Consider the following 24354-nt stretch of genomic DNA (forward strand, 5'->3'; position numbering starts at 1 on the left):
GGCGTGGGCGTTAGACTTGGCGGAGCGAAAATATAAGGGAGAGTAATGGCTGGCAATTCACAGCGTAAGGGTGCCATCCGCAAAACAGAGCGGAAGGGCGCAGCCAAAGGATCCGGGGGACAGCGTCGGCGAGGCTTGGCAGGCAAGAAAGACACCCCGAAGGCAGAAGACAGGACCTACCACGCAGCGTATAAGCGCAAGAAGCAGCAACAGCGTCGCTCTTCCGGTGCGCACGACAACCGAGCGGCAATCCGTCAACGTCACGGCATGGACGAGCAGGTAGAACTGGTTGTCGGTCGCAACCCGGTGATCGAGTGCCTGCACGCGCAGGTGCCCGCGACGGCTCTGTACGTAGCAGAAGGCACCAAGAGCGATGAGCGATTGGCTGAGGCCGTGCACACCTGCGCGGACCGCGGCATCGCGGTGCTGGAAGTCTCGCGCCAAGAACTGGATCGGATGACCGGCAACGGCATGCACCAGGGTATCGGCCTGCAGGTACCTCCGTTCCAGTACGACGAGGTAGAAGACGTTATCGAACGCGTGCAGTCCACCGGCAAGCCCGGCATGATCGTGGCGCTGGACAACATCACTGACCCCCGCAACCTGGGCGCAGTGATCCGCTCCGTGGCGGCCTTCGGTGGGCACGGCGTGATCATTCCAGAGCGCCGTTCGGCATCCGTGACGGCCGTCGCATGGCGAACCTCAGCAGGAACGGCCGCGCGCCTTCCCGTGGCGAAGGCCACCAACATGGTGCGCTCGCTTAAGCAGCTGCAGCAGTCCGGCTACCAGGTCATTGGCTTGGATGCTGGTGGCGACCACACGCTGGATACCTACGATGGCACCACTCCCGTGGTGATCGTGGTGGGTTCCGAAGGCAAAGGATTGTCCCGCCTGGTACGAGAGACCTGTGACACGATCCTGAGCATCCCGATGGCCGGCAAGGTGGAATCCTTGAACGCATCGGTTGCTGCGGGTGTGGTTCTCAGCGAGTTTGCGCGCCAGCGTCGCGTGGAGACTGGCAAGTAACAGATGGCGCTGGGCTGCATTTTCGTGGCGCTGTCCTCGGTGCGTAACCGCCGCAAGAGCGCTTAGCTTGTATTCCCGGCCCGGGTTCTAGTGATGAGCCGGAGCCGGGTCATTGGGGTCTGCGTGATGGTGATCGTGGGGATCGAATTCACGCGCGCGGACCTCGTCTGCGTGTAGGCGTCGACCTTTCATTGACGCCACCGCCCGGCACGCCAGGTAGATCACGAAAGAAATACTGGTCACGAACACACTGACCGGAAGACCTGGAGCCAGCGAGGCTATGAGACCGCCGACCGCAGCCGTCACAGAAAACAGGCCGGAAAGCACCACGGCCACCACGGGATTGGCGGTGATTTTGATGGCGGCGGCACCGGGCGTGATCAGCAGGGCGATGAGCAACAGCGCGCCCACCACCTGCACTCCTTGGCTGGCCACCACGCCGATGATCGCGGCGAAAACTAGAGCTAACGTGCGCACTTTCACGCCCGATGCGGCCGCCACGATCGGATCGACTGTCGCAAACAACAGTGGCCGCCACAGCAGAGCCATCACCACTACGACCGCTACCGAAAGCAGCGCCAGACCGCCCAGTGAAGAGTTGGAAACGCCCACGATCTGCCCGGTCAGAAGGCTAAACGCTTCGGTGGAACGGCCGGGGTAGAGGTGGATAAACAGCACGGATAGTCCCATGCCAAAGCTCAGCACCACCGCGACAATGGCATCCTGCTCGCGGTTTCCCAGCGCGGTCAGCACGAGTGCTGCCAGCACCGCGCCGAGTACCGCACCCCAGCTCACGCCAAAGCCAAACAACAGTGCGGCGGAGGCGCCCATCAGTGCGAGTTCACCCGTGGAGTGGGCCATGAAGCTCATCTTGCGCATGACGATCAGCGGCGCGATGGCGCCGGAGATGATGCCCAGCAAGAGTGCCGCGAGGATGGCGTTTTGTACAAAGTCGATGCCCAACAACATCTGCGTATCAGCCCACCAGGATCCGGTGTGAAACTCGCTCATACGACCACCAGTTTTCCGTCGACGTTGAGAACCTTTACCTCGGTGCGATAGAGCGCGGAGAGAGTCTCGGAGGTCATGATTTCCTCCACCGAGCCGATAACGTGTCCGTGTGGAGTGATGTACAGGACGCGATCAGTGACATCCAAAATGGGATTGATGCCGTGCGTGACGAACACCACGGCCGTGTTATGCTCACGTCTGCGCTGGTCAAGTAGGTGAACGGTGCGTTGTTGCGCGCGCAAATCCATGGAGAGCAAAGGCTCGTCGCACAGCAGCACCCGTGGATCGTTTGCCAGAGCCTGCGCTTGGCGAATGAGCTGCTGCTGTCCGCCGGACAGTTCCCCCACGCGAAGATCAGCCAGCCCTGTGGCGCCAACTTGCTCCAGTGCCGCGGCCACCTGGTGAGCAGATGGCCGCCGGTTCTTCACCACTCCGTGCGCCAGCGCTAGCCCCACCAGGTCCTTGGCGCGCAGGGGAGTTTGCGGATCAAACATCCGCTGCTGGGGAATGTAGCCAACGGGCCCGTCCACCTGAACGGAACCGTGCGTCAACGAGCGGGTGCCAAGGGCGACGTTGAGCAAGGTGGACTTGCCCACGCCGTTGGAGCCGAGCACGGCGAGGAACTCGCCGGGAGCGACCCCCAAGTTGAGGTCACTCCACAGCGGCTTCACCGCTGCATCGCGAAAAGTTAAAGGCATGGTTAAACAATCTACGCCGGTGGAGAATTGGTGCTACTCGGTGGCCTTTTCCAGGTCCTTAATGAAGTGATTGACGTAGTCAAAGTAGTCATCGCCGGAGTCTGGGGTCTCGTTGATATTGACCACCGGGATGTTCTTTTCTTCTGCCGCGCGGATCAGCTCTTGAGACGCTGCGGTTTGGGATTGGGTATTGGTGACCAGGAAATCCACGTGGCCGTCGTAGATCTCTTTCTGTGCTGCAGCGATATCGGCGGCAGAGGGCTCGGATTCCTTGGCCACTGCTTCTGCGAACCCGCTGGGGGTCACGTCATGAAGAGAAGATTCGCCCAATAGGTGAGAGGCCACGGGTTCGGTGAGCATGTAGTTCCTTGCGGGCAGCTGATCCACGCGCTCGGTGAAGTCTTGGGTCTTGGAGGTGATGCTTTCTGCGTCCTCCGGAAAAGAGTCATCGAGCTTGTGCAACTCTTCTGCCAAGCCCTCGGCGAGCTCGTTGACCTTGTCCATGTCCATCCACATGTGCGGATCGTCGGCGAATGCCGCGCCGTGGTTATGGCCGGAGTGATTGGCGCCGCTGTCTTCCTCGGAACCAGAAGCAGCGTGGTTGTGCTCGTCTTCGGCGTGATCGTGGTTTCCGTGATCGTGGGTATGCGCCTCGGCAAGTGGAGCGGCGGTCACCATGGGTACGGATTCGTTGACGTTATCGGTCAGCCAGTTATCGTAGCCAGCGCCGTTAGCCGCCACGAGGTCTGCGGAGCGTATCTGCGCGATATTGCGTGCGGTGGGCTCAAACTCGTGGGGATCGTCGTTGGTGGAGGACAAAATAGAGGTCACTTCCACCTTGTCGTTGCCATCGGTCAGAGCCTTGGCTAGGTCGCCGTAGATGGACGTGGAAGCCACCACGGAGATCTTTCCGTCGTCTGCGGGGCTGTCATTGGATCCGCCTTCGGCACAGGCGGTCAGGCCCAGGGTGAGGGTGGTAGCGCCAAGGAGTGCAGCAAGTGAGCGTTTCATGATCTTGAGATTAAGTAACCTGACAACCATTGTCAATTAAGGCTGTTAAAGACAAACCTCCTCCTCGTGGGCACGTTGTCCGGCCACGCCATAGACTAGAGACCATGAATCGATCCGCCCGCCGAGGCACCCTCGCCTCCATCGCTGCTGAGCTGGGCGTTTCTCGAACCACCGTCTCCAATGCGTACAACAAGCCGGATCAGCTATCTGAAGAGCTGCGGGAGAAAATCCTCAACACCGCCACGCGCTTGGGATACCCCGGTCCAGATCCCACGGCGCGTTCGCTGCGCACCCGGCACGCGGGAGCCATTGGCGTTCTCCTCACTGAGGAGCTCACCTACGCATTCGAGGATCAAGCCTCTCTGGAGTTCATGGCCGGAGTCTCCGAGTCCTGCAGCAAAATGAACGCCTCTATGCTGCTCATCCCGGCCGGCGTGGATCCCGAAACCTCTGCGAATCGCGCCGCAGAGCTGATCAACCAGGCCAGCGTAGATGGGTTCATCGTGTATTCGGTGGCGCAGGATGATCCTTTCCTCGAGGCCGTTGTTCGACGCAACATCCCCACCGTCATCTGCGATCAGCCCGCCGATGCTCATCGCATCCACTACGTGGGCATCGACGATGGCCAAGCGATCCAGCCCGTGGTGCAGCGGCTAGTGGATGCTGGACACCGCAAGATCGGCATGCTGTGCATCCGCTTAGATAGAACCCCCAACAACGGCCCGGTATCCGCAGAACGGCTGCGCACCGCAAAGATGCACGTGCAGCGCTCCCGCATCGAAGGAGCTCTCGCCGTGCTGGCAGAGGCCGGGATCTCGCAGGACAATGTGCCCATCGTGGAGCGGCACATCAATGATCAGGACAATTCCCGTAGCGCGGCCGAGGAGCTCCTCGATGCACATCCAGAGCTCACGGCAGTGATATGCACCGTGGACTCCATGGCGCTGGCCGTAGCCGACGTGGTGGAAGGCCGCGGCGGCATGATCCCGCGGGATCTGTCCGTGACCGGATTCGATGGCATTCCGCAGGCAGTCAACCGGGGCATCGTCACCGTCCGTCAGCCGTCCAAGGATAAGGGGCGGTCCAGCGGGGAAATGTTGGCGTCGAACATTGAACAAACACACAACGAACACACCGGGCGCATCAAGAAACGGGGGGCGGGCACGGGGGCCACGAGGATCCTGCTGGAGACGTCCGTGATGGACGGAGAATCGATCGGTGCACCACGAACAGGGGCTACCGAGTAGCTTCGCGCCAATCTAGCCGCGAGCGGCGCGGGCCTGCGCCAGCTGTTGCAGGAAATCGCGGACGGCCTCTGGATCTGGCAGTCGGCGGGTAGCTGCGGACTCGCCCTCGCCGACCTTGATGCCGATGTCCTGGCCAGGGCGCAGGATGTTCATCACGGTCTCGTCGGTGGTGTCATCACCAGCGAAAACCACTGCATCGATGCCTGGGTTTGCCTGCGCCACAAACTCGGAGACGTAGCCGCCCTTCGTTGCAGAGACCACCGATACCTCCACGATGTCCTTGCCCACCGTGACCTTCGCCCCCTCACAATCCAGGGCGAAATCCTGATACTCCTGCGCCGCAGTCACCGCCACAAAGCGATCCTTGGCCCCGCGAGTGTGCAGACCGACAGCAACCGGCTTGCGCTCCACCCACATGCCCGGATCCCGCTGCGCCTGCTGCTCAGCGAACAACGCCAACTGGCTGAGCAGCTCCCGCTGCGGATCGCTGAGCTTGACCAAAGGTTTATCCGCAGGTTCAGCGCCGTGGCTGCCCACCATGCGGATGATGCCATCGCCACCCCGGGCAGCCTGCGCGCTCCTGCTTGCATCCAGCTCCGTGACAGCGGAAAGCAACTCGATGTTTCGCCCCGAAATGACCATCACCGACGTACCCGGCAAACCAGCCAGGGTATGCAACGCATCCATCGCGCCGGGCACCGCACGGCAGTTAAACGGGTCCACAGAAAAAGGTGACAAGGTGCCATCGAAATCCATGGCGACCAGCAACTCTGGAACCTCGGCGAGATAAGAAACGTCAGCAGCAGATAGCACAGTCACGTGCTCCTTCACAGATGAAAATGGTGTGGTGAGGCAACAGCGCGGTGAACTTTACGCGCCGCTGATGAATTCTACGGAACCGGTGGCCTGCCACTGCGGTGAATCAGGATCCACGCGCTGCAACCGCAGGGAAGTGTCCGAGGGGCGAGACACGTGTAGGGTGCCATCGCGCAGAACCGAGCTGAGGCGATCCGCCACGTCCTCGTCACCCGGCACGCACCGAGCATCGCCGAACTCTTCGGAGTGCACCTCACCAATGGACATCTCGGAGGCGTCCTCGTTCCACTGCAGGTCCCCGCTCAGCGAAATGCAGCCGCTTGCCCCCGTGAAGGAATCTTCACCGAAAACTAGGAAAGAACGGCCCTGCAAAGATTCGGCGAGTTGGTGCGGCCGGTTGCTTGCGTCGAACACAGAGGTGACTTGCCACTGCGTGGAACCCAACGGTGCCTCGTCAGTGCCGCAGGCAGAAAGACCCAATGCACTCACGGCGAGCAAGCCCACTGCGCTCGCTCCGCGAAACCTCCGGGTACCCAGGACTGTCACTGACGTGCCTCCTTTAACTGGTGCAGGAAGGTATTGGCCCAATGGTTCACGTCATTGACCTCCACGTGCTCCCACATGGCCTTCATGCGCTCGCGGCGAGTCTCATTGGGCTCCTCCATCGCGCGGACAATCGCATCGCAAATGGACTGATTATCGTGAGGATTACACAGATAGGCCTGTGTGAGCTGCGTGGCCGCACCCGTGAACTCGCTGAGCACCAGCGCGCCGCTACCATCCGCATGGCTGGCCACGTACTCCTTGGCCACCAAGTTCATTCCGTCCTTGATGGCGGTGACCAGCATGATATCCGTGGCGGCATACAAACCCACGATCTGCGCAAACGGTAGGCCGTGGTGGATGTAGTGCACCAGCGGACGGCCCAGCTGGCCGTAGTTTCCGTTGATGCGGGAGACCACCTTCTCCACCTCTTCGCGCGCCTTGCGGTAGTCATCCAGACGCTCGCGAGAAGGGGTAGCCACCTGCACCATCACGATGTCTTCCGGATCCAGCTGGCCGGAATCCAGCAGGGATTCCACGGCCAGCAATCGGTGCAGGATGCCCTTGGTGTAGTCCAAACGATCCACGCCAGTCAGCAGGTACTTCGGCGAGCCCAGTTGAGCGCGTAGCTGGGTGGTCGCAGCCAACGTCTCTGCGGCCATGGACTGCTGCTGAACCTGTGCGGAATCGATGGAGATGGGGAATACCCCGATCTTCGCGGTGCGGCCATCCTCGAGGGCGACTCGCCCCACGATGCAGCCATCCTCCGGCATCCGCGCGCCGTGGAAGAACTCAGCGGCATCGGCATCGTCGTCGGTGGAGACCTCGTGGCCGAGCGCGCGCAGCGTATCGAGGAAGTTGCGTGCGCTGTCCTGCGTATGGAAACCGATGACATCCGCGCCCAGCGTGCCCTTGAGTAGCTCGTCGCGCCACGGCAGTTGGCGGAAAAGCTCCGGGTTGGGGAAAGGAATGTGCAGGAAGAAGCCCACGCACACATCGGAACGCTGGTCGCGGAGCAGCTGCGGAACCAAGTGCAGCTGGTAGTCCTGCACCCACACCGTGGCATCTTGGGCAGCGGTGCGCGCGGCTTGGTCGGCGAAGCGCTGGTTGACCTCTTGGTAGCACTCCCACCAGTCACGATCGAAGCGGGGCGGGACGATCAGGTCGTGGTACAGCGGCCAGAGTGTGGCGTTAGAAAAGCCCTCGTAGTACTGCTCAAAATCTTTAGCGGTGAGGTTGACGGGGATGGCGCGCAGACCGCCTGCCTCTTCCACCGTGGGCATGTCCGAATCTTCCACGCGGTCGGTGGTGCCGGGCCAGCCGATCCACGCGCCGTCGTTGGCTCGCAGCACCGGGCGTAGCGCGGTGACCAGCCCTCCGGGCGACGGCGTCCAGGACTGTTCTCCGGTCTTAAGATCTTTCGCGCGATCCACCGCCAACCGGTTGGCCACCACAACAAAATCGGCAGCGCCGGGTGCGGACGCGTGGTCAGTGGATTCTGGCTGATCAGTCACGGTGCAGCGCGTGCCTATCTGCGGCTTACTTCGCCGCCTTCTTGGTGGTTTTCTTAGCGGTGGACTTCTTCGCGGTGACCTTTTTAGTTGCCTTCTTCGCCGTCTTCTTGGCAGCCTTTTTCGCTGCCTTCTTGGTGGTCTTGCGGGTGGTCTTCTTGGCCTCTTCCTCTTCGGCGGCCAAGTCCGCGACGACCTTGCGGTGGATTAGACCTTCTGGCTCCACACCCAGCATGGACATGAGGGTGACAGCATCGAGGAAGTCTTCCGAGTACGTGGCGACGATTCGCTGAGCGGCCTCTGCAGTCTCCGCCTCCACCGCGTGCAGTGATTCGGTGTTGGCGGTGCGGTTATCGGTGACCTTCGGCGGCACGTGTCATCCCCTTGTTTCTGTGGTTCTACTTGCTGGTCTTGCTAACCATCCTACTCTAGCGGGTCGGCGTTCTTTTTTCCGCCGACGCCATACTCTGCCCCTTCCGCTTCGGAGTCCTCATCTGCCGAGTCCTCCAATAGTGGAGCTTCACGTTCGGCGACCTGGGCGTCCAGCTGCCACAGTGACTGCGAGCCCTTTTCCTGGCGCTTACGCCAGTGCAGTGGTTGGCGCACGCGGCCAGATTTGGTCATGCGTGGAGTAATGGCGATCTCGCGCATCCGAGGCAGATTAGGGCGACGGATACGGCGCGCCGTCCACTCACCCAGAACTACACCGGCGGCCAATGCCGTGGCGGTTGCCAGCGCGATGGCGAGGTTGGAGATACCAACCACGAACTGATCATTGAGGATCGAGCTCATGCCGCGGTAGAGAGCCAGACCGGGGAGGAACGGGGTGATGCCCGCGGCGGCGGTGATTTGCGGCGGAATCATGAAACGACGGGACAACACACCACCGGCAAAGCCCACGCTAATCGCCGCGATTCCACCGGCGGCAACGCTGGTGAGTTCCCAACTGTCGATGAACAGGTAGTAGAAAAAGCTGGCGATCAGTGCAGCGGCTGAGGCGACGATTGTGGCTTGACGCTCGGTAAAACACGCCACACAGAAAAACGCCGTGGCCGCGGCACCGGCGAGGATCTGAACGGTGGTGGTGCCGAAAGCGCCGACAGTTTGCGAAGTATCCAGTGGTGGAAGGGAGAAACCGAAGGCCGTGGACACTTGGATACCGGAACCGATACCGGCGATAATGCCTCCCGTATGCAGCAAAGTTTCAAAGAACCTGGCGGAAGACGTCACGGGGGCACCGGTCACGCCGTCTTGCAGGGCCTGAACCAGAGTCAAACCTGCCAGCAAGGCAACGATGCAGGAGGCGACCACCAGCGAAGGCGGCAAGTACACGCCAATTTGGTCCGCAAGGCGATAGGCCACGCCAGCAGGAATCACCGCGATGAAGCCACCGATGAAGTTCTGGAAGAACACCGGCAGAGACTTCGACGCCAGCCATGCGTTGACGAACACCGTGAAAATGGTGGTGAACGTGGCCACGACAGCTACGGCCCATCCACCGCCCAGCAACAGTGCAACAGCACCAGCGAAGAATCCCCACGCGCCCAAGGCGTAACGGTTGCGGTAGGGAAGCGGGGAGACCTCGATCTCGAAGAGAATCTTTTGCGCTTCTTCCAACTGCACACCACCGCGAACGATGGAACGGACGAGCCGATCCACCTCGGTAAGCCGAGAGAAGTCCGTGGTTAGGCTGTGCACCACGCGGAACGTGGACGCGGGATTCTTGGACTGGTCATAGTAGGCGTAGATCGTGATGGTGTTCAGCGTGATGTCCACGTGAACGTAGTGCAGACCGTACGCGGCGGTAATGCCCTTGATCTGGGCTTTGGCATCCGAATTGCCAGTGCCCGCCGCCAATAGCAGGTCGCCAATGCGGGCGGCCAAGTCCATCACCGCGTGAATCTTGGCGGTATCGGTGAAATCGATAGGGGCCAAGGGAGAAGGGGGCGGCGCCATGCGTATGGCGTCGATCGTCGCCCTATTACCGGAGAACATGAGGTCCGCACCCTTGCGGACTACATCCTTGATCTTGATAACCACGCCCTTACCGTACATGTTGGACGAGACACGAGAATAGGGGGCGGGCGAATTGGTGGAAGCCCCGCACACACTGCTAATCTTTGGACTGCCTAAGCACGTTAAAAGTGCACGGGTGACGCTGGAGTGGCGCAATTGGCAGCGCAACGCACTTGTAATGCGTAGGTTGCGAGTTCGAGTCTCGTCTCCAGCTCAAAAGCTCCAGGTAGAACATAGTTTCTGCCTGGGGTTCTTGTGTGTTTATCTGAGGCTAGTTGTTTCAGCTCAGTGCTTCGCGAAGTCGTAGAGCATCACGTGGCACGTCTCGTCGTCGTTGAGCCCGCGATCCTCAAAGCCCAGCTTCTCGTACACGTGGAACGCGCGATCATTGCCCAAGTCCACCGCGAGGCTCACACCGGGCTTGCCCTTATCTCGAGCCACTTCCACGGCCGCCATCAGCAGCTTTCCGCCGAGACCGCCGCCAGTCTTGCCCTTGGCTAGCGCAATGGCCAGTTCGGGGATGTCTGCAGAGACAAAGCCGGCGGCATGCTCATCGTCGGTCTTGTTGAGTAGCCAGGACGCGCCGATTGGCTCGCCGTTTTCCTCTAGGATGACGCCTCCTTGATTCTCGTCCCAGGCGTCGACATAAAGAACAACGTCCTGCGCAAACGAGTCCGAGACATCCTTGTCCTCACCCCACGTGTCCGCCTCGCGGAACATCTCCAACAAAAAACCTCGATCTGCTTCCCGCGCAGGGCGGAAGGAGATCGAGGAGGGGAGCTTGGAAGTGTTGTGGCTGGTAGTCATGAAATCCAGACTAACAGCCGCCCACTAAAGCCCGGGGTGGCAGAAGAAACTACCAGATGAAAACGCGGTCGCCTGGGTTCAGGTTGTTGAAGTAGAACTCGGCGTCAGCGCGGTTCATGCGCACGCAGCCAGCGGACTGAGTGTTGGTGGTTCCCTGGTGGAACGCGTGGCCACGGTTGGTGAAGTAGGTGGCGAAAGGCATTGGCGCGTTGTTGAACTCGCGGGAGACCTCATCGCGCACCTTGTACTGCACGGTGAAGTTGCCACGAGGGGTTTCCTGACCCGGCTTGCCATGGGACATGGTCACCGGACCGTAGGTGATCTTGCCGTTGTTCTGCAGCCAGGTGCGGTTGTTGGCCAAGTCCACACATGCACGAGCGGACGGAGGGCAAGGGTTGTTCGCCCGAGCGCGGGCAGCAGCTGCGGCGGCCGCACGAGCAGCATCGGCCTTCTGCTGTGCGGCAATGCGTGCATCCTCGCGCTTCTGCAGCGCACCGGGGGCCACGAAGTTCGTGGTGTCATCGATGCCCTGCTGCACAGGAACGCGAGCTTCATCGGGGAGGTTGTTAGTATCGCGGATTGCTCCGTCACGCACACCAAGCACGCCGTCGTTGAAGTTCTCGCGAGCCTGGTTCAGCTCCTGCGGAGACGTTCCGGGGATGGTGGGAAGTGCGGGCTGTGCGGAAGCAACTCCACTGCCGAGGCTGGAAGCTGCGAGGAAGGCGATGCCGAAAGAGGCTGCACGTCGACCGGTACGGCTAGGACGACGGTGGGTGCCGATGTAATTGCTCATGCGAATACTGTATGCCTGCTGGTTAAACAGTGCGAATTCTTTAGGAGAGACGCGCATGAAGTTTATCAAAACGTTATGAAAACTATCCGGTCCATCTCTCACAGGAAACGTACAGTGACCATTCAGACAAACCGGACTGGGGTGAGTCACAATGACATCATGACAACGCCCAATACTCAGCCAGTCAAGGTGCTCGTCGTTGACGACGAAGCCAATATTTCAGACCTCATCAAGGTCAGCCTCAAGTTCCAAGGCTTCGACGTCGAGACCGCAGACAACGGGGCAGATGCCCTCGAGCTGGCCAAGGCGTACCAGCCAGATGCATTCATTCTGGACGTCATGATGCCGGGCATGGACGGGTTCACCCTCCTCAGCAAGCTTCGTGCCCAAGGCCACGAGGCTCCCGTGCTCTTCCTTACGGCCAAGGATGGCGTGGAAGATCGCATCCACGGACTGACCATCGGTGCGGATGACTACGTCACCAAGCCCTTCTCCCTCGAAGAGGTCATCACCCGCCTGCGCGTCATCCTGCGCCGCGTGACTCCCGAGGAAGAAGTGGAGTCCAGCGTCATCACCTACGAGGATCTCTCCCTCGATGACGACATGCACGAAGTCACCAAGGCCGGCGAGATCATCGATCTTTCCCCCACCGAGTTCAAGCTGCTGCGCTATCTGATGGTGAACGCGGAGGTTGTGCTCAGCAAGTCCAAGATCCTCGATCACGTGTGGAACTACGATTTCGGTGGAGACGGCAACGTCGTAGAGAGCTATGTTTCCTATCTTCGACGCAAGATCGATACGGACGAGCCTCGCCTCATCCACACTGTCCGAGGCGTGGGCTACGTGCTGCGTAAGCCCCGGGCTTAAGCCAGGAATCACTCGGACATAATTCACTGTGTTTTCTCCTAACCCTGAACAGGAACGTCCCGATACGCAGGAGCGTCCTAAGAGAAAGTTCTCGCGGCACATCCTGAGCCGCATGCCATTGCGCGTGTCGCTGGTGATGGTGATTGGACTGCTGACAGCGCTCGGCCTCACTGTCTTTGGCGTGGCTGTGACAACCACCCTGCAAAACGTGATGGTGCAGCAGATTGATGATCAGCTGACTAATGCGACCAACACGTGGGCGCACCAGACCATCGATTCCGGGACGCAACAGCCACAACAGCAGACGTCCGTCCCCGGCGACGACGGTCCCAAGCGGCCTCCCAGTGAGTTCTACGTACGGGTGGTAGACGGCGATTACTCGGTGGAATCCTTTAACTCTGTATTGGATTCCCTTCCAGAGGTCTCCTCGCTGACACAGCCCGGGCAACCGAGAACCGTTCCGGCGCGGGCAGGATCAGCGGATTTGTCATCGTGGCGGGCGGCCAGCGTGCAAAACTCAGACGGTACCGTAACTATCGTGGCGCTCCCACTGGCAGATGTGGAGCACACCGTGGCGCGGCTCGTGTTCTTCCAGCTGATGCTGGGAATCGCTCTGCTGGCAGGCGTCATGGCGCTGAGCATGTACATCGTGCGACGCGCGCTCAAGCCGTTGAATGAAGTGGAATACACGGCGTCATTGATCTCCCGCGGGCAGCTGGGGCAGCGCGTTCCTGAGGGTTCGCCACGCACGGAAGTGGGCAGGCTCTCTGAAGCGCTGAACCGCATGTTGCAGCAGATTCAAGGAGCATTTGTGACAGTGGCGGCGTCGGAAAGACAAGCCCGCAAATCTGAGGCCTCCATGCGCCGATTCATCGGGGACGCCTCCCACGAACTGCGCACCCCACTGACCTCCGTGCGAGGATACGCTGAGCTCTACACCTCCGGCGCGACCGACGATGCGGGCATGGTGGTGGGCAAGATTTCCGAAGAAGCCGGCCGCATGAGCCTGCTGGTGGAAGACTTGCTGGCGCTGGTGCGCATGGACGAGAGCAGGCCGATGCGCAGTGATCGCGTGGACATGCTCGAGGTGGCGTTGGAAACCGCAGAGTCTACGCGCGCAGCCTTCCCCGGCAGGGTGGTGAACGTGCGCAACCAATCGGGAAGTGTGCCGGTGGTGGTCGGTGATTCCGCTCGCTTGCACCAAGTACTCAGCAACCTGCTGACCAACTCCATGCGCCACGCGGGAGAGGAAGCAGAGACCACCGTGGTGCTGCGGACCGATACAGACGTGGCACCAAACAGCTTGATCGTGGAGGTCAGCGACAACGGGCGCGGAATCCCGGAAAAGGATCTGCCACACCTGTTTGATCGTTTCTACCGGCCAGATGTCTCGCGCTCCCGCGCCTCCGGCGGCTCGGGGCTGGGTCTGTCCATCGTAAAGGGCCTGGTGGAACAGCATGGTGGCAGCATCACGGTGCATTCCACCGAAGGCAAAGGAACGAGCTTCCGCATCTTGTTGCCACGAGTGTCTGAAGATTCTCTCGAATCAGGTCAGTGATCATCGGCCGAGGGCAGCGGGGAAACCGGCAGCTAGCAGCCAGCAGCTAGCTGTCTTCGGTCCAGTCCAGGTCATGCTCTAACCCATCCAGCAGCGTCTCTTGGACTAAAGCCTGTACGTGGGGGTTGCTGGGCAGTTCCTCGTGCCGGCACCTCTGAATGCCGGAATCCTGCAGGTAGGCGTTTTTCACTCGGGGAGAGCCATCCGAGCGTGTTCCCTCGCCCTCCAAAAAGGCCTGATCGGGCGGGACCACGGTGGAATCATTCAGCGTGGCAAAGCAGGTGTAAATAATGTCCGGTCGTGTATCCGGACTGGCGGCCAGCGTCTCCAGCAGTGCGGAACCCATCACCTGTTGCATGCCCGCGGGGCCGAAGATGCGACGAACCATGGCGGTGGCCATGCGCTGTGTGGTCTCACTGGTGAGCAGGCCGCCGAGCATGCCCAGCAGGGACGTGCCATGGTGTGGCGCGCCCAAAGTGATGAGGTGATGGACGTAATCCTCACCTTCCATCTCATTAATCCAGTAGCGCGCCAGCAGCCCACCCTGAGAGTGGCCCACGATGTCCACCTGGGGTGCTCCAGTGGCGGCGATGACTTGCTCGATATACGCGCCCACATCGGCTGCTGACGTGGGAATATCTTGCGTTCCGTGTACTCCGTAATCGGGGCAGAACACCACAAAGTCATCGGCCCGCAAGCGCAGCACTAAGTTCTGCCACACGTTCTTTGAACTGATGGTGCCGTGGATCAAGATGACCGGATATGGGCGGTGCAGGGGAGGGCGGGCCTGCCACAAGTCGTCCGCGTAGCCGTGGGATACTTGCCGGGCGCCCAGTGGGGCATCCGCAGGCTCCCTGCGGAGTTGGGGTGAATTGCTGCGGTTGATGCCTAAGTTGCCGGGAATATCCCAGATGAACTTGCCGGTGGAAGCCATGCCGCTGCCCAAGCGGGAGAACAGCCCACGGGAAGCAGCTTCTGAATCTGCTTCCCCTTCCCGCAACACTAGGGCATCGTCGCCGCCGAGGTGCTCGGCCATTTCGCGTTCGTCGACGCTGCCGTCCAGTTCGCCTTCGATCTCGCCGTCGAGATCGTCATCCGGGTCATCGAAGGGGGAATTGTTGCCGATATCCTCGGCATGCAGCCATTCGTCATCGTCGGCTGCGTCCTCGATGTCGGCGGTATCGAGGTCAGCAGGATCGACTTGAGCAGGATCGACGTCGGATACGTCCGAATCCTTCGGCTGGTGACGCGATCCAGGGCGTGGTGAGTCAGTCACAAAACAATCTTCGGTTTAAGAAAGAGTGGCCCGGAGCTTCTCGGCAGCCTCGTCCATCGCGGCATCGTCGGTCTCGTCCGGTTTCATGGCGTTGGCCAAGCTGTATCCGGACATGTCGTTGGCGGGGAAAATGTGGATGTGCGTGTGGGGCACATCGAATCCGGCGATGAGGTAGCCGGCGCGTTCGGAGCCAAACACATCGATCACTGCCGCGCCGACCTTTTGCGCAACCGAGTTACAGTGCGCCCAGGTCTCTGCGTCCAGATCCGTCCATTTGTCCACTTCTTGGATCGGTACCACCAAGGTGTGTCCGTAGGCCACGGGCTCGATGGTGAGAAACGCAGCGACCTTGTCATCGCGGTAGACAAAACGTCCGGGGAGTTCGCCGTTGATGATTTTGGTAAATACGCTCGTCATGCTCACCCATGCTAGCTACATTGCGCTGACGTGGCCGGTGAAAGCGGTGACGCTACACTGTTATTCATGCGCATACTTGTGATCGGAAACGGTGCCCGCGAGCACGCTTTGGCTTACTCCTTGTCCCGCGATCCCCAGGTGACGGAGGTTCACGTTAGCCCTGGTAATGCGGGCATGAGTGCAGTTGCCACGCTGCATCCGCAGAGCGATCCGGTAGATTTGGCCAAGGATATTCAGGCCGATCTGGTGGTGATTGGTCCGGAGATTCCTTTGGTCGCCGGAGTTGCTGATGAGCTGCGCGCCGCGGGCTTCGCCGTGTTTGGTCCGTCCGCACAGGCCGCCCAGATCGAGGGCTCGAAGAAGTTTGCGAAGGACGTTATGGAGCGCGCCGGGGTCAAGACCGCACGCGCGTTGCCGGTTTCCATGGGCGCTTCTGATTCAGAGATCGACGCCGCCCTAGAGCAGTTTGGGCCTCATTATGTGGTCAAGGACGATGGTCTAGCCGGAGGTAAGGGCGTAGTAGTGACCGACGATTACTCCCAAGCCCGCGAGCACATCGCGGCTGTCCACGAAGGCGGAAACCCCGTGCTGCTGGAGAGCTTCCTCGATGGCCCAGAGGTCAGCCTGTTCTGCTTGGTCGATGGCGAAACCGTGGTTCCGCTGCTGCCCGCCCAGGATCACAAGCGCGTGGGTAATGACGATCAAGGTCCCAACACCGGCGGCATGGGTGCCTACACCCCACTGCCTTGGCTGCCGGAGGACGGCACGCAGCGCATCGTCGATGAAGTTGTACGCCCGGTGGCTAAGCAGATGGTGGAAGACGGCGTGCCGTTCAACGGTCTGCTGTACGCCGGACTGGCCTGGGGCGAGCAGGGCATTTCCGTGGTGGAGTTCAACTGTCGCTTTGGCGATCCAGAGACCCAGGCTGTACTGGAACTACTGGAGACCCCACTGGGTGGTGTGCTTAACGCGGTGGCCACCGGAACCCTGGCCGAGCTGGAGCCGCTGCAGTGGAAGGACGGCTACGCACTGACCGTGGTGCTGGCTGCTGAGGGTTACCCCGAATCGCCCATCACCGGCACCCCGATCACGGGAGCAGATCCGGGCAGCGAGTCCCGTGGCGTGAGAGCGGCGGGAGTCAAGGCAGCTGAGGACGGTTCTGGCCTGGTCAGCGCTGGCGGTCGCGTGGTCAACGTGGTGGCCACTGGCGCTACCCTTGAGCAGGCTCGCGAGGCCGCGTATGACGAGCTGAAGAACATCACCTTGCCCGGTGGACACTTCCGCACGGACATCGCTTTGCCTGCAGTTAGGGGTGCGATCAGCGTCGATGCCTGAGGGCCATCTCATCCATCGCCTGGCCCGCGAACTCAATCGTGAGTTCCAAGGCCAGGTTCTGCGCGTCACCTCTCCGCAGGGACGGTTCGCCCGCGAAGCTGCGGCGCTCAACGGTTCCCGCCTGACGCGAGCCGAAGCCTGGGGAAAGCACCTATTCCTGGACTTTGACGTGCCGGACTTCTCTGCAGGAGCGCAGCCCGGAGCACGCGCAGCTGAGCACATTGTGCACATCCATTTAGGGCTCATTGGCACCTTCCACATCGAGCCCTATCAAACGGGGCCGCCCGTAGGCCAGGTACGCCTCCACGTGCACCGCATCGACGCCGAAGGCGGCGAGGATATGTGCACGTGGGGCAACGTTTTCGCCGCAAACCTGCGCGGGCCGCAATGGTGCCGGCTCATCACCGACGAAGAAAAAGACATCGCGGTGGCCGAGCTGGGCGCGGATCCGTTGCGAAGCGACCAAGCCAATGAACAGACCCTGGCCGAGGTCATGGACAAAGTCTCGCGCACTCGCCGGACCATCGGCTCGCTCTTGATGGACCAAAAGTTCTACGCCGGGGTGGGCAACATCTATCGCGCGGAAGTGCTCTTTCGGCTAGGCATTTCGCCGGAGCGGGAGGGCGCGGAGTTGGCGTCGGAAGAAAACAAGGCCATTTGGGCAGACCTGGTCACGCTCATGAAAGACGGCGAGGCCGCAGGGCGCATCGATACTGTGCGCGAGGAACACACCCCAGAGGCGATGGGGCGGCAACCGCGCAAAGACGACCACGGGGGAGAGGTCTACGTCTACAGACGCGCAGGTCAACCGTGTTATATCTGCGGAACGGAGGTCGCGGAACGGGTAGTGGAAGGCCGGAATCTGTTCTGGTGCCCGACCTGCCAGAGCTAACCGGTCGCCCGCACGCAGACGGGTAACGAGACGCGCCTGCTTTGTGGGATAATGGCCAACGTGCAGCCTAAGAAGAAGATTTCCAACGTCCTTGCCAACCGCTACGCCTCCCCGGAAATGACCAGCATTTGGTCTCCCGAGGACAAGATCATCATGGAGCGCGAGCTCTGGATCTCCGTGATGAAGGCGCAAAAGGGACTCGGCGTGGACGTGCCAGCCGAGGCGATTACCGCCTACGAAAACGTGCTGGATCAGGTGGATCTGGAATCCATCGCCGAGCGGGAAAAGGTCACCCGCCACGATGTGAAGGCACGCATCGAGGAATTCAACGCGCTGGCTGGTCAGGAACACATCCACAAAGGCATGACCTCCCGCGACCTCACGGAAAACGTGGAGCAGTTGCAGGTTTACCGTTCCCTGGAACTGGCCCGCGATAAGGGCATTGCGGTGCTCAATCGCATCGGTAAGCGCGCCGGGCAGTACCAGTCACTGGTGATGGCAGGCCGTTCCCACAACGTTGCAGCGCAGGCCACCACACTGGGCAAGCGTTTCGCCTCTGCGGCGGATGAGCTGATGCTGGGGCTCAACCGCATCCAGGACCTGCTGGATCGCTACCCGTTGCGTGGCATCAAGGGACCCATGGGTACCGCGCAGGACATGCTGGATCTAGTGGATGGCAACGAGGACAAGCTCGCCGGGCTCGAGCGTTCCATCGCGGACAATCTGGGATTCCGCCGCGTGTTTGATTCGGTGGGGCAGGTTTATCCTCGTTCTCTCGATTTCGACGCCATCTCCGCGCTGGTGGAACTTGGTGCCGCGATGAGCTCGCTATCCATGACCATCCGCTTGATGGCAGGCAACGAGACGGTCACCGAGGGATTCAAGGAAGGCCAGGTTGGCTCTTCCGCTATGCCGCACAAGATGAACGCCCGCTCCTGTGAGCGCGTGGGCGGCATGCAGGTGCTGCTGCGCGGCTATCTGACCATGACCGCAGATCTGGCTGGAGCGCAGTGGAACGAAGGCGACGTGTTCTGTTCTGTGGTTCGCCGCGTGGTGCTGCCGGATGCGTTCTACACCTTCGACGGAATGTGCGAGACCTTCCTGACCGTGCTGGATGAGTTCGGCGCCTTCCCTGCGATGATCGAACGCGAGCTGGACCGTTACCTGCCGTTCCTGGCCACCACCCGCATTCTCATGGCCGCGGTGCGCGCAGGTGTGGGACGCGAGACCGCTCATGAGGTCATCAAGGATCACGCCGTGGGCGTGGCTTTGAACATGCGCGAAAATGGCGGAGACCAAGACCTGCTGGATCGGTTGGCAGCGGATGATCGCCTGCCGATGACCAAGGGAGACCTGGAAAACGCACTGTCTGACCGCCATGCCTTCATCGGCGCCGCAGAAACCCAGGTGGATCAGGTACTGCGCCGGGTGGCTGACTTTGTGACGCGCAATAAGGCAGCCGCCGAGTACACCCCGGGTGACATTCTCTAACTGCCCGTATCGTGCGCATTCGGCAGGATTTTCCGCACTGTGGGTGCCCGAATAGTCATTGGACATGGACAGGGCTACACTTGCTACCCATGCGTCCGGAACTTTGTATATACGAGCACCTTTCCGCAGGTAAAGTGCGCGAAATCTACGAACTCGATCACGACACTCTGCTGATGGTGGTCACAGACCGCATCAGCGCCTATGACTTCGTGCTCGAGACCGAGATCCCCGACAAGGGACGAGTGCTCACCGCCATGAGTTCCTACTTCTTCGACGAGATCGAATTCCCCAACCACCTCGTGGGCGAACTAGATGACGAGCGCATTCCTGCCTCCGTGCTGGGTCGCGCAATGGTCTGCAAGAAGCTGGATATGCTGCCTTTTGAATGCGTGGCTCGGGGCTACCTCACGGGATCCGGCCTGAAGGAGTACCAAGAGTCCGGCACTGTCTGCGGCATTGAATTGCCGGAGGGCCTGACCGAGGCGTCGAAACTCCCAGAACCCATCTTCACCCCGGCGACCAAGGCGGAGATCGGTGACCACGATGAGAACGTCTCCTTCGACAAGGTCGTTGACGCCCTCGGCGAGGATCGGGCCAACGAGATGCGCGAGGCTACGCTGCGCATTTACTCCAAGGCCGCTGCGCTGACCGAGGAGCGAGGCGTGATTCTGGCCGATACCAAGCTGGAATTCGGCCTGGATGAGGAAGGCAATCTGGTGCTGGCAGACGAGGTTCTGACTCCCGATTCCTCCCGCTACTGGCCTGCCGATAGCTACACCGAGGGCAAGGTCCAGCCGAGCTTTGACAAGCAGTACGTGCGCAATTGGCTCACCGGACCAAAGTCCGGATGGGATCCCAAGGAGGGCACCCCACCGCCACCACTGCCCGGCTCCGTGGTGGAAGCTACCCGCTCCCGCTATGTCGAGGCCTATGAAAAGATCTCCGGCCTGCGCTTTTCCGATTGGATCGGGAGCTGCGTGTAAGGCTGTCCAGCAACGGGCTACGATCGGCTGTTATGGATTTAGACTCTGCACCCACAGCACCCGTCGCCGCGAAGGTTCCTTTTACCCGCAGCTTCCACGGTCGCGATTTCGCCGATGATTACGAGTGGCTGCGGGACAAGGACAACCCAGACGTTCGCGCGTATTTGAACGCGGAGAATGAGTACACCGCAGCCCGCACTAGCCACCTTAAGCCGCTGGAAGATGCGGTGTTTAACGAGGTCAAGGCCCGCGTCCAGGAGACCGATAAGTCCCTGCCCGTGCGCTCCGGCAACTACTGGTATTTCGCCCGGACGCAGGAGGGCAAGTCCTACGGGCAGATGTGCCGGATCCCTGTTCTCGACGCAAACGCCTGGGTGCCACCAGAGATCCACCAAGAATACGCTGCTGACGATGAGCAGGTGTACTTCGATGCGAACGTCGAGGCAGAGGGCCACGATTTTTTCTCCCTGGGTGCCGCCAGCGTGACCCGCGATGGCAGTTTGTTGGCCTACTCCGTGGATACCGAAGGCGACGAGCGCTTCCTGCTGAAGATTCGGAACCTGAATACGGGAGAGGAACTTCCGGATGAGATCGCCGGAGTGTCCTACGGCGCTACCTGGGTGGGCAACAATGCCCTGTACTACCAGCGTGTGGATGAAGCCTGGCGCCCGCACGAGGTGTGGAAGCACACCGTGGGCACCTCCGTGGATGAGGACGAGCTGATCTTCCGCGAGGAAGACGAACACTTCTGGACGGGCGTGGGCACCACCCGATCCGAGCGCTACCTGATGATTTTCAGCGGTTCCAAGATCACTTCCGAGGTGCACTTCTTGGACTTGGAGGCCGAGGATGCGCAGCTGACGATGCTGCTGCCTCGGGAGAGCGGGGTGGAATACGGCGCGGATCACGTGGTGATCGACGGTGCTGACTACTGGCTCATCGTGCACAACAAGAACGGCGCCAATTCAGACGTAGGCTACGCCCCGGTGGGCGAGGTCACCTCATTGGACGAGCTGACCGTGCTGGTTCCGCACCGCGAGGACGTGCGTGTGGAGGGCGTGGACGTGTTCTCCGATCACCTGCTGCTGGAGGTGCGCGAGAACGCGGTGGAGACGCTGTACTACATGAAACTGGAGCCAGCCCAAGGGCTGGGCGAGTTTGAGAAGGTGGAGTTCTCCGAGGACCTAGTGGGGGTCAACGCCATGGGCAACCTGGAGTGGGATTCGCCAGTACTGCGAGTGGGCCTATCCAGCTTCACCCACCCGCCGCAGATCTTCGATATTTCACTGGAGACCGGCGAGCGGGTGCTGCGCAAGCAGCAAGAAGTGCTGCCCGCACCGGACGGCACCCCGTTTGATGCGGATTCATATCGTGCACAACGGCTGTGGGTGACGGCACGCGATGGGGTGGACGTGCCGGTTTCCCTGATCCATCACGCAGACGTGGATCTCACCCAAACCAACCCAGTGATGCTCTATGGCTACGGCGCCTATGAGGCCAGCATGGATCCCGGTTTCTCATTGTTCCGACTGTCCATGCTGGACCGTGGGGTGGTTTACGCCATTGCGCACATCCGCGGCGGCGGAGAGATGGGCCGAGCCTGGTATGACACAGGTAAGGGGCTGCATAAGCGCAATACCATCACGGACTTCATTGACGTGGCGGACTATCTGATTGAGCAGGGCATGACCACGCCGCAGCAGATGGTGGCTGAAGGCGGATCCGCCGGAGGCATCCTGATGGGCGCGATCGCCAACGAAGCCGGCGATCGTTTCGCGGGCATCGAGGCCATCGTTCCGTTTGTGGACCCGCTGACCACCATGTTGAAGCCAGAACTGCCGTTGACGGTCACCGAGTGGGACGAGTGGGGAAACCCTTACGCGGACCCGGAGGTATATGACTACATGGCCTCCTACGCTCCGTATGACAATATCTCAGCCGATAACACCTACCCGCCGATTCTCGCCATATGCGGACTCAACGACACCCGCGTGCTCTACGTGGAACCCGCCAAGTGGACCGCGAAGCTACGCGAAGTGGCTGGTGCCGATGTCTTGTTGAAGACGGACATGACCTCCGGCCACGGCGGAGTCAGCGGGCGCTACGAAGCCTGGCGACAGTCCGCGTTCGAAACCGCGTGGGAACTCGACCGGATGGGTGCCACAGAGCTGCTGCGCTAGACCGCTTGTTCTGAAGAATTCAACGCAGGCTAGGGCAGGAGACAACTAACGGTTACCTGCCGTTTACTTGAGGTGTGCACTGTCAATACCCATGACGAGGCACGCAAGCGACCACCCGCAACTCATGCTGACACTGACGGGCATCCACCGCGATACCGTTCCCGCGGCAGAAGAGATGCGGGATGCACTGCGTGAGCTGGCGATTCAGGCGGGACTCGTGGTGACAGCGCAGGCACCAGAATGGAAGCTGCAGGCAGACGAAGCAGCACTAGAATTCATCCACGAGTCCCGCGAGCAGAAGCACGAAATCCTGCTGGGTGGCATGGGACTGAGCCGCGCCGGAGCGCCGGATACGCACGGAGAGTTCCACCGCCTGGGCAAGCACGAAGCACAATTGCGCATCACCGCAGCCCGCAGGCAGCTGTCTGCGCTGGGGCTGGAGCCACAGGTGTTTGCCCCAAACAAGTGGATGGCGTCGGAAGAAACAATGGACGCGGCCCGCAACCAGGGCCTAGACGCGGCGGCTGATGCCTACGGAATTCGCGACCTGCGCACCGGAGAGCGCCACCACGTGCGCGTGCTGGCTTTCGGTGACGGATTTGGCGCTGCACGCTGGTGGCGCAGGAATGTTTCCACCGCGGTAGACCGCATGGCCCGTCGCGGAGCAGACATTCGGTTGTCCATCAACGCCAACAAGGCGGACAAAGGCAACACCACGAAGGATCTCCTGCGCATCGCCGACCGCCTGCTCCACCAGGGCTACCAACCGCAGCCCTACAACAATTACGTAGCCCAGCACCGGGTTGCGGTGGCCTAATAACCAGCCCGTTACCAGCGGGTGAGCAGCGGGGGAGGAGCCTGTCTCGACGGGTGTTAGGATAGGCGAGTATTTAACCATCAAAGTGGACTTATCCTCACAGCTGGGAGCAAAAAATCCATGGCACGTGTCGTCGTAAATGTCATGCCAAAGCAGGAAATCCTCGACCCTCAGGGACAGGCAGTTGTACGCGCACTGGGACGCATCGGTGTGGAAGGCATCGCCGATGTTCGCCAGGGTAAGCGATTCGAACTGGTAGTTGACGGCGAGGTGAGCCGCGAAGACCTGGAGAAGGTCGCGGCGAACCTGCTGGCCAACACGGTCATCGAAGAATACGACGTGCAGATTGAAGGAGAAGCCTAAGTGGGCGCACGCATTGGCGTAATTACTTTCCCCGGCACCCTCGATGATGTTGATGCCTCCCGCGCAGTGCGCTACGCAGGCGCCGAAGCCGTAGAGCTGTGGCATGCAGACGCTGATCTGAAGAAAGTGGACGCCGTGGTGGTACCCGGTGGATTCTCCTACGGCGACTACCTCCGCGCCGGAGCCATCGCATCCATCGCTCCGGCCATGCAGTCCGTAGCGGAGGTCGCGCGCAAGGGTATTCCTGTTCTGGGCATCTGCAACGGCTTTCAGATCGTCCAGGAAGCTGGTCTGCTTCCCGGCGCTGTGACTCGCAACGAAGGCCTGCACTTCGTGTGTCGCGATATCTACCTGGACGTGGAGAACACCAACACGGCCTGGACTAGTGGAATCGCCGAGGGTGGCAGCATCCACATCCCCACCAAGCACGGCGAAGGCCGCTTCCAAGCGGACGCGGAAACCCTCGAGCGCCTGGAAGGCGAAGGCCGCGTTGTCTTCCGCTACCAGGAAAACCACAACGGATCCCGCAACTCCATCGCGGGCATCTGCAGCGAAAACGGCCGCGTTGTGGGCCTGATGCCACATCCAGAGCATGCAATTGATGACCTGACCGGACCCTCCACCGATGGGCTCGGCCTGTTCACCTCCGTCCTGACCTCCCTGGTCTCTTCCTAAAAGGCATAAAGGAGCACTACT

24 protein-coding genes and 1 tRNA gene are annotated in these 24354 nt (G+C 60.8%); 13 read left to right on the forward strand and 12 right to left on the reverse strand.

Features of this window, described 5'->3' with window-relative positions; genetic code table 11:
* Positions 1-45 precede the first annotated feature (45 nt).
* On the forward strand, positions 46-1026 hold the full coding sequence (gene rlmB, locus IM764_RS06480; protein ID WP_194187333.1) for a 23S rRNA (guanosine(2251)-2'-O)-methyltransferase RlmB: 981 nt from the start codon (positions 46-48) through the stop codon (positions 1024-1026).
* Between the two features lie 87 nt (positions 1027-1113).
* Here the strand turns inward: rlmB and IM764_RS06485 are convergent, their stop codons facing one another.
* The 3 genes from IM764_RS06485 to IM764_RS06495 are packed head-to-tail and all read right to left on the reverse strand — an operon-like array spanning position 1114 to position 3746.
* Positions 1114-2037 carry a metal ABC transporter permease gene (locus IM764_RS06485; protein WP_194187334.1) on the reverse strand — a complete coding sequence of 308 codons (924 nt, stop codon included), beginning with the start codon at positions 2035-2037 and terminating at the stop codon, positions 1114-1116.
* A complete protein-coding gene (locus tag IM764_RS06490; RefSeq protein ID WP_099298088.1) occupies positions 2034-2735 on the reverse strand; it encodes a metal ABC transporter ATP-binding protein in 702 nt (233 codons plus the stop codon). Before IM764_RS06490 ends, IM764_RS06485 begins: the two co-directional genes overlap by 4 nt.
* Positions 2736-2768: 33 nt before the next feature.
* Positions 2769-3746, reverse strand: coding sequence for a metal ABC transporter solute-binding protein, Zn/Mn family (locus IM764_RS06495; protein ID WP_099298280.1), 978 nt, complete (start codon positions 3744-3746; stop codon positions 2769-2771).
* Between the two features lie 104 nt (positions 3747-3850).
* Between IM764_RS06495 and IM764_RS06500 the strand changes: the two genes are divergently transcribed.
* Positions 3851-4993, forward strand: a complete 1143-nt coding sequence (locus IM764_RS06500; protein WP_099298087.1) for a LacI family DNA-binding transcriptional regulator — start codon at positions 3851-3853, stop codon at positions 4991-4993.
* A gap of 12 nt (positions 4994-5005) precedes the next feature.
* On the opposite strand, the gene otsB is transcribed toward IM764_RS06500, so the two are convergent.
* From otsB to IM764_RS06525, 5 genes are read right to left on the reverse strand one after another with little or no spacing between them, the layout of a single operon-like run.
* Positions 5006-5812, reverse strand: a complete 807-nt coding sequence (otsB, locus tag IM764_RS06505) for a trehalose-phosphatase (RefSeq protein ID WP_234990791.1) — start codon at positions 5810-5812, stop codon at positions 5006-5008.
* A gap of 51 nt (positions 5813-5863) precedes the next feature.
* Positions 5864-6355, reverse strand: a complete 492-nt coding sequence (locus tag IM764_RS06510; protein ID WP_234990790.1) for a hypothetical protein — start codon at positions 6353-6355, stop codon at positions 5864-5866.
* Entirely contained in the window at positions 6352-7866 is a 1515-nt protein-coding gene (locus tag IM764_RS06515; RefSeq protein ID WP_194187335.1) for a trehalose-6-phosphate synthase, read from the reverse strand. Before IM764_RS06515 ends, IM764_RS06510 begins: the two co-directional genes overlap by 4 nt.
* Positions 7867-7891: 25 nt before the next feature.
* Positions 7892-8236 carry a hypothetical protein gene (locus tag IM764_RS06520; RefSeq protein ID WP_099298085.1) on the reverse strand — a complete coding sequence of 115 codons (345 nt, stop codon included), beginning with the start codon at positions 8234-8236 and terminating at the stop codon, positions 7892-7894.
* A gap of 50 nt (positions 8237-8286) precedes the next feature.
* The gene (locus tag IM764_RS06525) at positions 8287-9903 is read right to left on the reverse strand and encodes a threonine/serine exporter ThrE family protein (RefSeq protein WP_370551561.1); all 1617 of its coding nucleotides are present in this window, start codon (positions 9901-9903) and stop codon (positions 8287-8289) included.
* A 117-nt stretch (positions 9904-10020) separates the two neighbouring features.
* Here IM764_RS06525 and IM764_RS06530 point away from each other — a divergent pair.
* Positions 10021-10093, forward strand: a tRNA-Thr gene (locus IM764_RS06530).
* Positions 10094-10164: 71 nt separating this feature from the next.
* Here IM764_RS06530 and IM764_RS06535 read toward each other — a convergent pair.
* Positions 10165-10686 carry a GNAT family N-acetyltransferase gene (locus tag IM764_RS06535; protein ID WP_194187337.1) on the reverse strand — a complete coding sequence of 174 codons (522 nt, stop codon included), beginning with the start codon at positions 10684-10686 and terminating at the stop codon, positions 10165-10167.
* A gap of 49 nt (positions 10687-10735) precedes the next feature.
* Positions 10736-11479, reverse strand: a complete 744-nt coding sequence (locus IM764_RS06540; RefSeq protein ID WP_194187338.1) for a L,D-transpeptidase — start codon at positions 11477-11479, stop codon at positions 10736-10738.
* A 159-nt stretch (positions 11480-11638) separates the two neighbouring features.
* On the opposite strand from IM764_RS06540, the gene IM764_RS06545 reads away from it, so the two are divergent.
* Together IM764_RS06545 and IM764_RS06550 are read left to right on the forward strand one after the other, a co-directional pair.
* Positions 11639-12346, forward strand: coding sequence for a response regulator transcription factor (locus tag IM764_RS06545; protein ID WP_099298275.1), 708 nt, complete (start codon positions 11639-11641; stop codon positions 12344-12346).
* A 112-nt stretch (positions 12347-12458) separates the two neighbouring features.
* Positions 12459-13904: a cell wall metabolism sensor histidine kinase WalK gene (locus IM764_RS06550; RefSeq protein ID WP_194187339.1), complete on the forward strand. Its 1446-nt coding sequence runs from the start codon at positions 12459-12461 to the stop codon at positions 13902-13904.
* Between the two features lie 46 nt (positions 13905-13950).
* Here the strand turns inward: IM764_RS06550 and IM764_RS06555 are convergent, their stop codons facing one another.
* Both IM764_RS06555 and IM764_RS06560 read right to left on the reverse strand, forming a co-directional pair.
* Entirely contained in the window at positions 13951-15180 is a 1230-nt protein-coding gene (locus tag IM764_RS06555) for a triacylglycerol lipase (RefSeq protein ID WP_234990788.1), read from the reverse strand.
* 15 nt (positions 15181-15195) lie between these two features.
* On the reverse strand, positions 15196-15597 hold the full coding sequence (locus IM764_RS06560) for an HIT family protein (protein ID WP_194187340.1): 402 nt from the start codon (positions 15595-15597) through the stop codon (positions 15196-15198).
* 66 nt (positions 15598-15663) lie between these two features.
* On the opposite strand from IM764_RS06560, the gene purD reads away from it, so the two are divergent.
* The 8 genes from purD to purQ all read left to right on the forward strand — a co-directional run bounded on the left by purD (position 15664) and on the right by purQ (position 24333).
* Positions 15664-16932, forward strand: a complete 1269-nt coding sequence (purD, locus tag IM764_RS06565) for a phosphoribosylamine--glycine ligase (protein WP_099298081.1) — start codon at positions 15664-15666, stop codon at positions 16930-16932.
* Positions 16925-17824, forward strand: coding sequence for an Fpg/Nei family DNA glycosylase (locus tag IM764_RS06570; RefSeq protein WP_099298080.1), 900 nt, complete (start codon positions 16925-16927; stop codon positions 17822-17824). Before purD ends, IM764_RS06570 begins: the two co-directional genes overlap by 8 nt.
* A gap of 51 nt (positions 17825-17875) precedes the next feature.
* The gene (purB, locus tag IM764_RS06575; protein ID WP_194187341.1) at positions 17876-19315 is read left to right on the forward strand and encodes an adenylosuccinate lyase; all 1440 of its coding nucleotides are present in this window, start codon (positions 17876-17878) and stop codon (positions 19313-19315) included.
* Positions 19316-19404: 89 nt separating this feature from the next.
* Positions 19405-20298, forward strand: coding sequence for a phosphoribosylaminoimidazolesuccinocarboxamide synthase (locus IM764_RS06580; protein WP_099298079.1), 894 nt, complete (start codon positions 19405-19407; stop codon positions 20296-20298).
* Positions 20299-20330: 32 nt separating this feature from the next.
* A complete protein-coding gene (locus IM764_RS06585; protein WP_194187342.1) occupies positions 20331-22478 on the forward strand; it encodes a S9 family peptidase in 2148 nt (715 codons plus the stop codon).
* 91 nt (positions 22479-22569) lie between these two features.
* Complete coding sequence (locus tag IM764_RS06590) at positions 22570-23295, forward strand: DUF2334 domain-containing protein (protein WP_194187343.1); 726 nt, start codon at positions 22570-22572, stop codon at positions 23293-23295.
* Between the two features lie 120 nt (positions 23296-23415).
* Positions 23416-23658, forward strand: a complete 243-nt coding sequence (gene purS / locus IM764_RS06595) for a phosphoribosylformylglycinamidine synthase subunit PurS (protein ID WP_099298076.1) — start codon at positions 23416-23418, stop codon at positions 23656-23658.
* Positions 23659-24333, forward strand: coding sequence for a phosphoribosylformylglycinamidine synthase subunit PurQ (gene purQ, locus IM764_RS06600; RefSeq protein WP_099298075.1), 675 nt, complete (start codon positions 23659-23661; stop codon positions 24331-24333).
* The last annotated feature ends 21 nt before the right edge of the window (positions 24334-24354 follow it).

Source organism: Corynebacterium sp. ED61 (assembly GCF_015233855.1).
Lineage (GTDB): Bacteria > Actinomycetota > Actinomycetes > Mycobacteriales > Mycobacteriaceae > Corynebacterium > Corynebacterium dentalis.